This window comes from Eubacterium ramulus (assembly GCF_045002895.1).
Classification (GTDB): Bacteria; Bacillota; Clostridia; order Lachnospirales; family Lachnospiraceae; genus Eubacterium_I; species Eubacterium_I ramulus.
This window is the reverse complement of sequence record NZ_CP173382.1, coordinates 1,029,735-1,044,181: the sequence shown is the minus strand read 5'-3', so window position 1 is coordinate 1,044,181 and position 14,447 is coordinate 1,029,735. Positions and strand designations below refer to the sequence as shown.

General features: G+C 43.7%; 11 protein-coding genes and 1 pseudogene. 5 read left to right on the top strand and 7 right to left on the bottom strand.

The genetic code is table 11. The features are described 5' to 3' along the window. Positions 1–244: 244 nt before the first annotated feature. Both glgA and spo0A read right to left on the bottom strand, forming a co-directional pair. Positions 245–1,678: pseudogene (gene glgA / locus ACIRUQ_RS04680) on the bottom strand (glycogen synthase GlgA); the annotation flags it as partial. A 116-nt stretch (positions 1,679–1,794) separates the two neighbouring features. Further along, positions 1,795–2,583: a sporulation transcription factor Spo0A gene (gene spo0A, locus ACIRUQ_RS04675; protein ID WP_021739804.1), complete on the bottom strand. Its 789-nt coding sequence runs from the start codon at positions 2,581–2,583 to the stop codon at positions 1,795–1,797. A 250-nt stretch (positions 2,584–2,833) separates the two neighbouring features. On the opposite strand from spo0A, the gene ACIRUQ_RS04670 reads away from it, so the two are divergent. From ACIRUQ_RS04670 to ACIRUQ_RS04655, 4 genes are all read left to right on the top strand, one after another. After that, complete coding sequence (locus ACIRUQ_RS04670; RefSeq protein WP_082432644.1) at positions 2,834–5,272, top strand: heavy metal translocating P-type ATPase; 2,439 nt, start codon at positions 2,834–2,836, stop codon at positions 5,270–5,272. A gap of 251 nt (positions 5,273–5,523) precedes the next feature. Further along, complete coding sequence (locus tag ACIRUQ_RS04665) at positions 5,524–5,832, top strand: metalloregulator ArsR/SmtB family transcription factor (protein WP_022036421.1); 309 nt, start codon at positions 5,524–5,526, stop codon at positions 5,830–5,832. Between the two features lie 22 nt (positions 5,833–5,854). Continuing rightward, positions 5,855–6,805, top strand: coding sequence for a DMT family transporter (locus ACIRUQ_RS04660; protein ID WP_022036420.1), 951 nt, complete (start codon positions 5,855–5,857; stop codon positions 6,803–6,805). Between the two features lie 83 nt (positions 6,806–6,888). Further along, positions 6,889–7,458: a sugar O-acetyltransferase gene (locus ACIRUQ_RS04655; RefSeq protein WP_022036419.1), complete on the top strand. Its 570-nt coding sequence runs from the start codon at positions 6,889–6,891 to the stop codon at positions 7,456–7,458. 94 nt (positions 7,459–7,552) lie between these two features. Here ACIRUQ_RS04655 and yedF read toward each other — a convergent pair whose 3' ends face one another. Next, a complete protein-coding gene (gene yedF / locus ACIRUQ_RS04650; RefSeq protein ID WP_055288845.1) occupies positions 7,553–8,185 on the bottom strand; it encodes a sulfurtransferase-like selenium metabolism protein YedF in 633 nt (210 codons plus the stop codon). Between the two features lie 112 nt (positions 8,186–8,297). After that, positions 8,298–9,326, bottom strand: a complete 1,029-nt coding sequence (gene selD, locus ACIRUQ_RS04645; RefSeq protein WP_055288847.1) for a selenide, water dikinase SelD — start codon at positions 9,324–9,326, stop codon at positions 8,298–8,300. Positions 9,327–9,498: 172 nt separating this feature from the next. Between selD and ACIRUQ_RS04640 the strand changes: the two genes are divergently transcribed. Then, positions 9,499–10,845 carry an MATE family efflux transporter gene (locus ACIRUQ_RS04640; protein WP_021739796.1) on the top strand — a complete coding sequence of 449 codons (1,347 nt, stop codon included), beginning with the start codon at positions 9,499–9,501 and terminating at the stop codon, positions 10,843–10,845. 74 nt (positions 10,846–10,919) lie between these two features. On the opposite strand, the gene spoIVB is transcribed toward ACIRUQ_RS04640, so the two are convergent. The 3 genes from spoIVB to argR all read right to left on the bottom strand — a co-directional run bounded on the left by spoIVB (position 10,920) and on the right by argR (position 14,444). Further along, positions 10,920–12,137 (bottom strand): SpoIVB peptidase, encoded by a 1,218-nt coding sequence (spoIVB, locus tag ACIRUQ_RS04635; protein WP_021739795.1) that lies wholly within the window; start codon positions 12,135–12,137, stop codon positions 10,920–10,922. 159 nt (positions 12,138–12,296) lie between these two features. Beyond that, positions 12,297–13,973 carry a DNA repair protein RecN gene (gene recN / locus ACIRUQ_RS04630; RefSeq protein WP_055288849.1) on the bottom strand — a complete coding sequence of 559 codons (1,677 nt, stop codon included), beginning with the start codon at positions 13,971–13,973 and terminating at the stop codon, positions 12,297–12,299. Between the two features lie 18 nt (positions 13,974–13,991). Further along, a complete protein-coding gene (argR, locus tag ACIRUQ_RS04625; RefSeq protein ID WP_021739792.1) occupies positions 13,992–14,444 on the bottom strand; it encodes an arginine repressor in 453 nt (150 codons plus the stop codon). Positions 14,445–14,447: the final 3 nt, after the last annotated feature.

Sequence of the window (14,447 nt, the reverse complement as noted above, 5' to 3'; positions counted from 1 at the left end):
TCTTTTTATTATTTGTCTTTGTTTTTGCAGCTGGCTTTGCCTTTGGCTTGACCGTTTCTTTCTTCTTTGCCTCTGCTTCTTTTGCCGCAGCTTCCATTCTTTGAAGTTCCGCTTCTCTTTCGGCAGCTTCCGCTTCCAGCATCAATTTGACCCTCAATTCTGCTTCCAGACGTTTCTGTTCCCGCTCTTCCAGTTCTTTTTGCCATTCCAGCTCCTGTGCACGATCTTTTTCACTGCGTGCATAGAGTCCTTCGTAGATCTCTGCATATTTGCTGGCAGATGCCGCCCAGGAATAATCCATCGCCATGCCTCGGTGAATGATACCTTCCCATTCTTCCGGATAGCCAAAATAAATCTTGCAAGCGTAACGAATCATATAAAGCATCTCATGTGCATTATAATTATGAAAACTGAATCCTGTTCCGGTATGTTCAAACTCATTATATGCTTCTACCGTATCCTTCAGGCCACCGGTTTCACGAACCATCGGTACAGTTCCGTAACGCATACTCATCAGCTGACTCAGTCCGCATGGTTCAAACAAGGACGGCATCAGAAATGCATCACAGCCTGCATAGATACGGTGTGCAAACTCCTCAGAATAACAGATATTCGCAGACACACGCCCCGGATATTTCTGTGCAAAATACCGGAACATATCTTCATAACGCTGTTCTCCTGTCCCAAGAACTACGATCTGAATCCGCTCATCGCCAAGGATTTCATCCATCATATAATCTACAAGATCAAATCCTTTCTGATCGGTCAGACGGGATACCATTCCAAGCAGGAACTTATCCGTATCTTCTTCCAGGCCAGTCTCCTTCTGTAATGCCTGCTTATTTGCTTTTTTATAAGAGGAAACATCACCCGTCAGTTTTTTTGCAATGGCCGGATCTTTCTTCGGATCAAACACATTATAATCCAGACCATTGATAATTCCGGACAGTGCAAACGATTTTGCACGCATCAGACCATCCAGCCCTTCGCCACCTTCGGTGGACTGAATCTCTTTCGCGTATGTCTCACTGACGGTCGTGATATGGTCCGCATATACGATACCGCCTTTCAGAAGATTCGCATTTCCATAGCTTTCCAGCTTGTCTATCGTAAAATAGGAACTGTCCAATCCGGTCACATCTCGAATTGCATCCACATACCAGCGTCCCTGGAATTTCATATTATGAATAGTGTATACCGTACGCATATAGCGATAGAACTCATTCTGCCGGAACTGAGCTTCCAGAAATACCGGAATCAGACCTGTCTGCCAATCATGACAATGAATAATATCCGGCTGGAATCCGATTTCCGGCAAAATAGTCAGGACAGCTTTTGAAAAATAAGCAAATTTCTCCGCATCCTGATAAATCTGTCCATAAGGTGCCGGTCCCGCAAAATAATACTCATTGTCAATGAAATAAAATGTGACACCATCTTCTTTCCGTTCATAAACACCTGCATACTGGGTACGCCAGTTTAACTGCACCTGACATTCAGTCACAAGTTTCATCTCTTCTGTGTATTTACGGTCCATGCACATGTACTTCGGAACCACAACACGTACATCATATTCATTCTTTGGAAAATATTTCGGCAAAGAACCAACGACATCGGCCAGTCCGCCTGTTTTAATAAACGGTACTGCTTCCGATGATGCAAATAATATTTTTTTCATCCTGTTCCCCCAATCCTTATTGTAGGTAGTATATTTGTAAAATATTATAGCACATTTGCCGAGCCTCACCAACTGCTTTTCTCAGTTTCTTTTCCTGCTTTTTATCTTTTTTAACGTTAACTATTTTCCAGACGGATTTTGTCTGCTATCAGTGCGATAAACTCTGAATTAGTAGGTTTACCCTTGCCATTATTGATGGTATAACCGAATAAAGCATCAATGGTATCCATTTTTCCACGGTTCCATGACACTTCAATCGCATGTCTGATGGCACGCTCCACACGGCTTGCCGTTGTCTGATACTTTTTGGCAATCGTAGGGTACAGAATTTTTGTAATTGAATTTAACATTTCTATATCATTTACAGACATAATAATCGCATCCCTCAAATATTGATATCCTTTGATATGTGCCGGTACACCGATTTCGTGGATGATATCCGTGACACGACTTTCCAGACTTTTCTGCAGTTGCTCCGGATTTTCTCCCGGATTAATCCGACGCATATGAAAAGACTTTCTATTTTCATGATGTCGGACCATTTTTATCCGATTTACGATCATATCTCTGTCAAAAGGCTTCATTATGTAATAGTCCGCGCCAAGTTTGAAGGCATCCTCCGTCACACGCTCCTGACCGATTGCACTGATCATGATAAATGTCGGAAATTTCTTTAACGTTTTATCTTTTTTAACTTTGTCGATCACACCTAAGCCATCTAATTTCGGCATCACAATATCTAATAGAACGACATCCGGCTCCTTTGTTTTTATCATTTTGTACGCTTCCTCACCATTACATGCGGTTCCTACCACCTGTAATTCTTCATCTCGTGCCACAATATCTGACAACAGATGTACCATTAATTCATTATCATCTGCAATTCCGACATTCAGCTTACTCATATTTACCTCCTAGTGATTTATATTTTGCGAACAAATGTATTATAAACACAGGAAATCTTATTTTTTGTCGACTATTGTCTATAAATTTCATTTCGTGTTTATATATAATATGCTATCACAGTAAGACGCAGATTGCAATTTTTTCGTTGTATAAATAAAATATACTGTTGACAAGTAGACGTTCATATGTTTTAATATTCATATGAATAATTAATCATATATTCATCAATATAGACAGGAGGATTTCCCTATGCATAAATTGGAAGACGAACATAAATTGGAACATCAGCACGAAAAAGAGGCCTGCACCTGCGATTGCTGTGCTCATGACCATGACGATGACTGCTGTGAACATGAGCATGAGCATGAACATCACCACCATCATGACGACCACTGCGACTGTGGTTGCTGTGATGACGATGACGACGATTGCTGCGATGATGACGACTGTGACTGCGGATGTCACGAACACGATCATAAACACCATCATCATGAACATGAGAATGAATGTGGCTGCGGACACGAGCATCACCATCATGAGCATGAACATCATGTAGAACGTGTCCACAGTGGGAACAGTAAAGTTTATATTTTGCAGAACCTTGGCTGTGCTCATTGTGCAGCAAAAATGGAAGATAAGATCAATGAACTTCCCGGTGTTACTGCTGCCACTATTACTTATACTACAAAACAACTGCGCCTCTCCGCCGCTGATCCGGACAAATACCTCCCGGAAGTTCAGAAAATCTGTGCTTCCATCGAGTCAGAAGTAAAAGTTGTTCCAAGAGATACGCTGGAAAAAGAGAAAAAGCAGAAACAGACGGAAGGTCATTCTCACGAAGAAGAAGGCGACGATAAGAAAGAACTGGCCTGCATCATCAGTGGTGCCGTACTTTTTGCCATCGGTATCATTTTAAACCACACCATTGATAATGCACTTGCTTCTTTTATTATTTTTGCGATTGCTTATATCATTCTGGGTGGAGAAATCCTGGTAAAAGCATTCAAAAACATCTCCCACGGACAGGTATTTGATGAAAATTTCCTAATGAGTGTGGCTACTCTTGCCGCGTTTGCAATCCGTGATTTTCCAGAAGCTGTCGGTGTTATGCTTTTCTACCGCATCGGTGAATTTTTCGAGGATAAAGCAGTGGAACGCAGCCGTGGTCAGATTATGGATGCCGTTGATATGCGTCCGGAAGTTGTAAATCTCGTATCTGATCAGAATATTACTGTCATTCCGGCAGAAGATGCAAACGTAGATGATATCCTGTTGATCCGCCCAGGTGACAGAGTTCCACTGGACGGTGTGATCATTGAAGGTGAAAGCCGGCTGGATACTTCTCCGATCACCGGTGAACCGGTTCCGGTAAGTGTATCTGTGGGTGATTCCATCACATCCGGCTGTGTCAACACCTCCGGCCAGTTAAAAATGCGTGTGGAAAAGCCGTTATCCGAATCTATGGTTTCCCGTATTCTGGAATCCATGGAAAACGCTGCCGCAAGTAAACCGAAGATTGATCGTTTTATCACAAGATTTGCAAAGGTATATACCCCTTGCGTCGTAATCGCAGCCGTCATCATTGCTATTCTTCCATCTGTTGTGAGCGGAAACTGGAATTACTGGATCTACACAGCCATTTCCTTTTTGGTAATGAGCTGCCCTTGTGCCCTTGTATTAAGCGTGCCGCTGGCATTCTTCTCAGGTATTGGTGCCGGTTCCAAAAAAGGTATCCTGTTCAAAGGCGGACTGTCCATGGAATCTTTAAGCAAACTTGGTGCCGTTGTCATGGATAAAACCGGAACAATCACAGAAGGTAACTTTAAACTTCAGAAAACTGTATCTTCCGGTTCCCTTTCAGAAGACGAACTGCTTGCACTCTGTGCCGGATGTGAACAGCATTCCACACACCCGATTGCTGTCAGCATCGTCGCAGCGGCAAGAGAAAAGGGACTGCACTTTGCAGAGCCGGAAAAACTCTCCGAAATCGCCGGACACGGTATTATCGCAGAAACTTCTTATGGTTCCGTTTTATGCGGAAACCATAAATTGATGGATAAGTATCACATTATCATGCCGGAACTGACAGCTGATTCTTATGGTTCCGAGGTATTCCTTGCAGTAAATGGTATGTTTGCCGGATATATGGTTATCTCTGATACGATCAAATCCGATGCTGTATCTGCTATCCGGAAATTGAAAGCACTTGGCCTGCATTCCGTTATGCTCACCGGGGATTCTCAGTCCGGAGCTGACGCAGTCGCTGCTGCTACCGGCATTGACGAAGTACATGCGAAACTGCTCCCGGAAGGCAAATTAAATGAGCTTGGAAAAATACGCAATAAATATGGTGCTGTCATGTTTGTCGGTGATGGTATCAATGACGCTCCTGTACTGGCCGGTGCAGATGTCGGTGCTGCCATGGGAACCGGTGCAGATGCTGCCATTGAAGCGGCTGATGTCGTATTTATGACATCTTCCACAGAGGCCATTCCGCAGTCTATCAACATTTCAAAAGCAACGAACCGTATTGCAATTCAGAACGTTGTATTTGCACTTGTCATCAAAATTGCTGTTATGATCCTCGGACTGACCGGACATGCAAATATGTGGATGGCTGTATTCGCAGATACTGGTGTAGCCATGATCTGTGTATTAAATTCCATCCGTGCGCTCTATATTAAATAAAAAATAGTCGGTGGTATTCTCCTGCTGCTGAAATCTGATTACATCTTGAAGCAATGCATACATTACATTATCCTGTATCAGATCACTTTCAGCAGTACAGAGAAACCCCCGATAATTATTTGACTTGCTTTTCATTTTACGTTACAATAGAAGTACTATGCAGGGAACCGTTGTGCCACACGATCGGACATTTGGAACAATATTTTTCCTGCAAAGTGCAGCTAGAATTTCGATTTGGAGGATATGATACAATGGGGATAGCAAATATGGATGATTCCAATTATGATGACACTTTATATCAGCTTGCTGATTTATTTAAAGTATTTGGAGATCCGACCAGAATACGAATTTTATCAGTTCTTTCCAAACAGGAATTGTGTGTGCAGGACATTGCAGATGCGCTGTCCATGACACAGAGTGCTATCTCGCATCAGCTTCGGATTCTGAAACAGTCCGCACTGGTTAAATTCCGCCGGGAAGGGAAAACCATCTACTACTCCCTGGCAGACGATCATGTGGCAACCATCATGGCTCAGGGTCTGGAACATGTGTGTGAATGATTATGTATGATGAAAGGGTTATATGAATATGAAAGAAAAAGCATTGCAAAGACGCAACTCATTTTTGCTTGTTCTGGCGGCTTTTATCTGGGGAATTGCATTTGTCGCACAGAGCGAAGGCGGCAAATTCGGACCATATACATTTAACGGCATCCGTTTTTTACTGGGTGCCGCTGTCTTATGTCCGGTACTTCTGATTATGAGCAAAAAGAATCCAGACCACAAAGCGCCATCTCCTAAGAGCAGAAAAGCTTTGATCACCGGCGGCATCGCCTGCGGTATTGTTCTCGGATTTGCAAGTACCCTGCAGCAGCTGGCGCTCTTTTACGGAGCAACTGCTGGAAAAGCAGGATTTTTAACTACCTGTTACATTTTAATTGTACCAATCATTGGTCTGTTTTTGGGAAAAAAATGCGGATGGAACATTTGGATTGGCATTGGGCTGGCACTGATCGGTCTTTATCTGCTTTGTATGAAAGGCTCTTTCTCTCTGCAGTTGCCGGATCTGCTTCTCCTGCTGTGTGCCCTTGGATTTTCCTTTCATATCTTGTGTGTGGATCATTTTTCCCCACTTGTGGATGGCATCAAGCTTTCCTGTGTCCAGTTTCTGGTAGCAGGTATTGTCTCTCTGATTCCTGCATTCTTCATTGATATGCAGCACTCATTTGCTAATATTCCATCCACACTTGCCGCCTTTGGTGCACCTGCTGCCCTGATTTCCCTGCTCTATGCCGGAATTCTTTCCTCCGGTGCAGGCTATACACTTCAGGTAGTGGGCCAAAAAGGTATCAATCCGACAATTGCATCTCTGCTGATGAGCCTGGAATCTGTATTTTCCGTGCTGGGAGGCTGGATCATTCTGCATGAGCGCATGAATGGACGGGAGTTGTTCGGTTGTGCCTTAATCTTTGCAGCAGTTATCCTCGCACAAATACCACTGGAAGCTTTCCGCCGGAAATCTTCTACACAATAATTTTACAATTTTGTACTAATAATACTCCCAGGTCCTTTATGCTAAAAGGAACTGGGAGTATATCATTAAGGAGACATGATTCTATGGAAAAAGATACCCGTACTGAATTTGAAAAAATGGAAGCCGGTGAAATGTTCTGGAACAGTGACGCAAAAATCGGCGAACTAAAAAAGCACGCCCGCAGACTTGCCGACCGATTTAATGCAACTACCGAAGATGAAGATCAGCTTCGTCTCTCGCTTTTAAAAGAATTATTCGGCGACTGCGACGATGATATTTTTATCAAACCACCATTTCACTGCGATTATGGTTTTCATATCCATGTCGGCAAAAATTTCTTCGCCAATTTCCAGTGTGTCATGCTGGATGCAGCACCGATCACCATCGGTGATAACTGTCTGATGGGACCACAGACCTGTCTCTACACCGTCAGTCATCCAATGGATTCCAAAACCAGGATAGCAAATTATGTAAGCGGCCAGCCCATCACCATCGGTGACAATGTCTGGTTCGGCGGTAACTGCATCGTCCTTCCGGGTGTGAACATCGGAAATAACGTCGTAGTCGGTGCAGGTTCCGTCGTAACAAAAGACATTCCGGATAACGCCGTAGTCGTCGGTAATCCCGCCAGAATCATCCGCTATACGACATAAAAAATAGAACAAATAAAAAAAGAACTCCAACATAAGACGGTAGGGAAATTTTCCGTGTCGGTGTTGGAGTTCTTTTTCATTTGTTCTTTTCATATCAAGGCTTCACAATCAAATCTGCTTGTGTCATTTTTTCTGCAATGACATACATATTTGTCACGTCTCCTACTTTCAGTTTATCTGTCAACCCATAATGATTCAGGCATGTTCCACACGTCAGAATTTCTACTCCCTGCGCTTCCAGGGAACGCAGATCTTCCAGAGACGGAGATTCTTCGCAGGAAATTTTTGCACCTCCATTATACAGGAGAATCGTAGCCGGTAATTCTTCCTGCTGGCTCAGGGCATAGATAAATCCTTTCATCAGTATTTCTCCCAGTTCTTCATTCCCGGCACCCATCGTAGCAGAAGCCAATACTACAACCGTATTTTTCTTTCTTGCATCCGGATAACATACGATCTGCTCTTCTTCTGCGGAATCTCCTGTTGTGGTAATAGCGTCAGCATTTCCATCGGAAATAGTCATAGTGACTTCATATTTTCCTTCTCCCAGTTTCTGAGATTTCACACCATAACCTTTCTGATTTGCCATTTTCGTCAGGTTCTGCACAGCAATTTCATTATCAACCAATGTCTGTACCTCACCGCTACCCTTTAACTCTTTGATCGCATTTTTGGTTTTTACAACCGGAATTGGGCAGGTATCGCCCATTGCATCTACTTTGATCATTCTGTTTCCCTCCTGTATAAAAACATTTCTTTTTTATATTGATTTGGATGTCATGCAATGCATGACATATTCTTCTGTGCATCTCTGCAAGTCTATACCCAGGCAATAACTCTTACATCTCAACGGTAATCTCTGCAGTTTCTTTTTCTGTTACTTCCCCGACAATAGCCGCAGGAAGTCCAGCATCACATAATTCCTGCAACAATGCCTTCGCATGTCCGGCACTTACCGCAACCAGGAGTCCACCGGAAGTCTGTGGATCATAAAGCACCTCTTCCATGGCAAACGGCACATTCACAAACTTCACAAAATCCTGTACATGATTCCGATTTCTCTGTCCGGCTGCTGTCAACAGAAACTCATCCGCAGCCTCCAGTGCCTCCGGGAACACCGGTACCGAAGAGCCATCGATTCTGCAGCTTAATGTACCATCCATCATCTCATGCAAATGTCCAAGGAAACTAAATCCCGTCACATCTGTACATGCATGTATCTCATACTTCCTGCAGATTTCTGCCGCATATTTATTTAAGGTAGTCATAGATGCGATTGCCTCCCGCATTGCCTCCTCCGAAGCTTCCTGCACACGGTTTGCCGTACATATAATTCCTACGCCGAGTTTTTTGGTCAGGATCAGCTTGTCCCCTGGTCTGCCACCATTATTCGGATAGATTTTTTTGGGATGCACTACACCGGTTACAGACAGTCCATATTTGACATCCGTATCGTTAATAGAGTGACCGCCGGCCAATGTGCCTCCTGCCTCAATTACTTTATCAGATCCGCCGCGCATGATTTCACCCAGAATATTCAAATCCATCTGTTCCGGAAAGCAGACAATATTCAAGGCTGTCTTTACTTCACCACCCATGGCATAGATATCACTCAGGGCATTGGTTGCCGCAATTTTACCAAATGTATATGGATCCTCCACCATCGGTGGAAAAAAATCCAATGTCTGTACGATAGCAATATCATCACTGACCTGATACACTGCTGCGTCATCCTTGCTGTCATAACCGATCAGCAGGTTGGGATCCTGTTTTCCTTTCGGCAGACGTTCCAACACACGACTTAAAATGCCGGCACCTAGCTTTGCTGTGCATCCACCGCCTTTGCAAAATGTAATTATTTCTCCCATTCTTCCGTCCCTCACATCTTTTTTTCATTGTTATATATCATTATAGCAAATATCACTCAGTTTGAGAAAAAGATTTTTCCTATGAAAGTATTTTCTCTATTGAAAAAAATAATAAATGCGATACAATAGTGTTTGAACTTTTCAAATCAATCATTTTTTAAGGAGAAAACATATGCAATTGGACATGACAAAAGGGCGACCGCTTCCGGTCATCCTTCAATTTACACTTCCGCTTATCATCGGAAATATATTTCAGCAGTTATATAATATGGTGGACACCATCATTGTCGGACGTTATGTGGGGGCAGACGCTCTGGCAGCAGTCGGTTCCACCGGAACAATCATGTTTTTACTCACCGGTTTTTCCCAGGGTATTACTGCCGGATTTGCCATTCTGATTTCTCAGCGATATGGTGCCCACGATGCAGATGGCGTGAAACAGGCAGTTGCTAACGGTACCCTGCTGTCTGTTTTGTTTACGCTATTCCTGACATGTTCCTGTTTGTTTCTGATGAAACCGCTCCTAACGATCATGAACACACCGGATAATATTTTTGCCGACGCTTATAGCTACATAATGATCATTACCGCAGGAATTGTTGCTAACATTTTTTACAACCTGTTGTCAGCCTTTCTACGGGCAGTTGGAAATAGTAAAGTTCCTTTGTTTTTCCTTGTCTTTTCCGCCTGCCTGAATGTGCTTCTGGATCTGTTTTTTATCATTCAGCTGCACATGGGTGTGGCAGGTGCCGCTTGGGCTACCAATCTGGCTCAGGCCATTTCCGCTGTTTTATGTGCCATTTATATCTGGTGTAAGATTCCGGAGCTGAAGCCATACAGAAGTGACTGGAAAATCTCACGCACAGATACGAAAAATCAGTTGGCAGCCGGTATTCCCATGGCATTACAGTTTGCAATCACCTCTTCCGGTACTATGATTATGCAGTCTGCCATCAATCTGTTCGGTTCTACGGCAGTGGCTGCATTTACTGCTACCGGAAAACTACAGAGTCTTCTTATGCAAGGTATGATCGCTATGGGACAGACTATGGCAACATACAGCGGACAAAATTTCGGTTCCGGTGATATCAAAAGGATCAAAGCAGGTGTAAAAACAGCACTTGGCATCGCACTGGTCTATGCTCTTGTGGTGACCGCACTGATGTGTTCTCTGTTAAAACCGGCATTGCACCTGTTTTTCTCCGGAGATGTAGATATGTCAGCCATGCTCCCCTGGGCACAGACTTATGCATACATGTGCTCCATGTTCTTCATCCCGCTGAGCACGATTTTCATTTTCCGAAACACTATGCAGGGATGCGGTTACGGCTTTCTTCCGATGATGGGCGGCGTAGCGGAGCTTCTTGCAAGACTGGTCGTTTCCATCTTTGCCATGAAAATCCTGAATTTCCGTCTGGCTTGCTTTGGCGATCCGGCAGCCTGGATTGCAGCTGCTGTATTTACCGGTATTTCCTACCTCTATGTTATGCGAAAAATCGAACAATCTCATCCTGCTTAAATAATATCATCCCGCATCCACTCCCATATAATTCAAGAATGCCAATGGCATTCTTGAATTTCCTAATGTCCATCTCATTGTTCTATCATAGTTTCAATAAAAATTCCGTATCCTTTGCAGGGATCATTTACCAAAACATGGGTTACCGCTCCAATGACTTTTCCATTTTGCAGAATCGGAGCTCCGCTCAGCCCCTGGATAATCCCACCGGTTTTCCGAATCAGATTCGCATCTGTCACTTGAAAACGAATGCCCTTATTTGACTCTCTGGGATTCAGATCCACATCCATGATCTCGATATCAAATAACTCCGGCTGATCATCAATCGTAGCCAGAATCTGTGCCGGTCCGTTCTCAATCTCCTGCTTGAAACCAATCTCCATCGAAGTGGCATCTGCCAGAGAATCCGGCAGATTTTCAATCTGACCAAAAATACCATTTTTTGTGTTTTTCGTAATCTGTCCAAGACGATTTGCCTGATTATAATGAATCTGTCCCACCAACTCTCCGGGTTTTCCCTGTTCTCCCCGAATGACACTAAGGATCTTTGCCTGATATACAGTGCCATCCAGCACGCTGATCAGATGTTCTACATCCGTATCTGTGATTCCATGTCCCAATGCACCGAATGTTCCTTCCCCGTCAATATAAGTCAGAGTCCCTATTCCGGCCAGATCATCCCTTACCCAGACACCAATTTGAAAGATTTTGCTATCTGTGCAAATCGGTGTCACACTACATTGAAAGGCTTCTCCACCACGCACCACTGTCAACTGCAGCACACTGCCTCCACTTTCTGCTACTGCCCGCTGTAAATCTTCTTTGGCTGTTACTTGCGCTCCATTCACTGCTGTGATGTAATCCCCGGGTTTCAAAATGTGTTCGGCCGGACTTTCCACGGATATGCCATTTTGCTCCAGATCACATAGTTCCACCACAAGGATACCTTCCATTTCAATATAAATACCAAAAGGGATTCCACATGGTATTACTTCAGTTTCCTCTACAATATGAACTGTCACTTCTTTTACCGGAATCAGACCAAACAACTTGCATTCGACCTCATACCTGCCGCCAGTCATCATCCCGGCAGAAACAGCAATTCCGTCCGTGCTGCGAATCTGACTGGTCACTGGCAGACCTTCCGTAATATTTAGCGGCTGACCATCAGAAACACAGACAGTTCCTGGGATTTCATCCAACATCCACACATAAGCAGACATGAGCCAGATGGTCATGCCTGCCGCAGCAATCCATCTTCTTTTATTTCGATAAGTGCTCAAAAAAATCATTTTTTCACACCCTTCTTTCGTAAAATAGAAAATTTTCGATCAAATAAAAAAGATACCTTTTTTACCAGGTATCTTTCTTCTATCTGTTCATGATCTGTCATATTCAGTGTTCTTTCTTCTGTTTTTATTATATGGATATTCCGCCATTTCACACAGGGATTATCTTACCGCATCTGCCATTTCTTTCATTTCTTTTGCATTTTGTAGCACAGTATCTGTAATCTTGACACCACCAAGCATCCTGGCAAGTTCCTGGATACTTTCTTCTCTCTCTAACGGCCTGATATTGGAGATTGTACTGTCCGCACTGGAAGTTTTTTCAATTAAAAAATGATGATCTGCCATTGCTGCGATCTGTGGCAGATGAGTGATACAGATAATCTGATGGTTTTTACCGGTCATCTTAATCTTCTCCGCCACCATCTGTGCTGTTCTGCCGCTGATTCCGCTGTCAATCTCATCAAAAATCAATGTCTCGATTTCATCATGTTCTGCCAGAACCGTCTTCAGAGCCAGCATAATGCGGGACAACTCACCGCCGGAAGCTACTGCATCCAACGGTTTGAGCGGTTCGCCTGGATTCGTGGAAATCATAAATCGTGTTTCATCCCATCCATTGGCAGTAAAATGATCCAATCTTGAAAATTCCATCTCAAACCGGACATCCAGGAAATTTAAATCCTGTAATGCCGCTGTTGTCTGTGCTGTTAAGTCTTTCGCGTAACTCTTGCGAATCTCTGTCACTTCCTGACACAGTTGATTCAGCTTTGCTTCTGCCTGGCTGAGATTTTCCTGTAGTTGCTGACGATATTCTTCATAATGCTGCAACTGATCCAGTTTTTCTTCCTTTTCCTGCCGTGCTTCCAGAATCCGTTCAATCGTTTTGCCATATTTTGCCTTCAGATGATTGATCTGATTGAGTCGATCCTCAATCTGCTGAAACGCTTCTTCTGAAAAGTTCAGTTCCGATGCATAACCAGACAGTTCTCTGTTAAAATCGCTGAAGAGATTTTCCACTTCTTCCAACTGACCGGATAATGCCTCCATAGATGCGTCAAACTGTGCCACCATATGCAAAGCCCGCACGGATCTGCCGATCAAATCTGCCGCATTTTCATTTCCTTCGGAACACAATTCCTGACACTCCGCAATGGCTTCCGTGATTTTTCGACCATGAGACATCTTTTTGAAGTCTGCTTCCAGAGCTTCATCCTCTCCCGGTTTCAGATCTGCCTGATCAATTTCATCAATTTCATACTGTAAAAAAGAAAGTTCTCTTGCCTGCTGTTTGGCATCCAGTGAAGCTTCCTCCAGTTTCTTTCTGCAGGCAGTATACTCATCATAGACTTCCGTCAGTAATTTCTTCCGTTCTGCCAGCACACGTTTTGCAAAATCATCCAGATATTTCATATGATTCCGCTTGGCCAGCAGGGATTCATGTTCATGCTGGCCATGAATATCAATCAGCAAAGAAGCCACTTTACGCATCACGGATGCAGAAACTGTCTCCGAATTGATCCGGCTGACACTTCTTCCACTGGCATAAATCTTTCTGCTCATAATAATCTCCCCATTTTCCGGGAAAATATCCAATGCTCGCAGTACCTCTGCCTGTGCTTCATTTTCAATGGAAAAGATTAATTCCACCAGAGCAAATTCTGCATTCTCCCGCAGCATGGAACGAGATACTTTTCCGCCCAACGCAAGATTAACAGAACCGATGATTATAGATTTACCGGCTCCGGTTTCACCGGATAGAATATTCAGACCTGAACCGAAGGATACTTCGGATTCCTCAATCAATGCCAGATTTTTAACATGCAGATTTAATAACATTCGTTTTATTTACTCCTTCTACTCTCTCTGCAATGCCCGCAGTCGCTGCATCAGCGCCGCAGTATCTTCTACAGTCCGCACCGCACACATGATCGTGTCGTCACCGGCGATGCTTCCTACAATTTCATTGCAGTCCATGGCATCCAGTGCAACTGCAACTGCCATGGCCATTCCCGATACGGTCTTTATCACGAGAATATTCTGCGCCATATCCAGGGAAATCACCCCATCCTTGAACACACGGCTGTATTTCTCCTCCAAATCTGTACCTGCATCATACAGCGATGTGTATTTCTGTTTTCCACCTTTGATGGCGACTTTTGTTAATTTTAACTCCCTGATATCACGGGATACGGTTGCCTGTGTTACTTTATAACCAGCTTCATTAAGCCGTACACACAACTCCTCCTGTGTATCTACATCATATTTGCGAATGATCTCCAGAATCTTCGCATGCCTTTTTGCTTTCAACTA

Bases quoted from the DNA above. Each gene is read 5' to 3' on its own strand.
- ACIRUQ_RS04640 (WP_021739796.1), top strand. From the start codon at position 9,499: ATGCAATTGGACATGACAAAAGGGCGACCGCTTCCGGTCATCCTTCAA.
- ACIRUQ_RS04670 (WP_082432644.1), top strand. From the start codon at position 2,834: ATGCATAAATTGGAAGACGAACATAAATTGGAACATCAGCACGAAAAA.
- selD (WP_055288847.1), bottom strand. From the start codon at position 9,326: ATGGGAGAAATAATTACATTTTGCAAAGGCGGTGGATGCACAGCAAAG.
- spoIVB (WP_021739795.1), bottom strand. From the start codon at position 12,137: ATGATTTTTTTGAGCACTTATCGAAATAAAAGAAGATGGATTGCTGCG.
- recN (WP_055288849.1), bottom strand. From the start codon at position 13,973: ATGTTATTAAATCTGCATGTTAAAAATCTGGCATTGATTGAGGAATCC.
- yedF (WP_055288845.1), bottom strand. From the start codon at position 8,185: ATGATCAAAGTAGATGCAATGGGCGATACCTGCCCAATTCCGGTTGTA.
- ACIRUQ_RS04665 (WP_022036421.1), top strand. From the start codon at position 5,524: ATGGGGATAGCAAATATGGATGATTCCAATTATGATGACACTTTATAT.
- spo0A (WP_021739804.1), bottom strand. From the start codon at position 2,583: ATGAGTAAGCTGAATGTCGGAATTGCAGATGATAATGAATTAATGGTA.
- ACIRUQ_RS04660 (WP_022036420.1), top strand. From the start codon at position 5,855: ATGAATATGAAAGAAAAAGCATTGCAAAGACGCAACTCATTTTTGCTT.
- ACIRUQ_RS04655 (WP_022036419.1), top strand. From the start codon at position 6,889: ATGGAAAAAGATACCCGTACTGAATTTGAAAAAATGGAAGCCGGTGAA.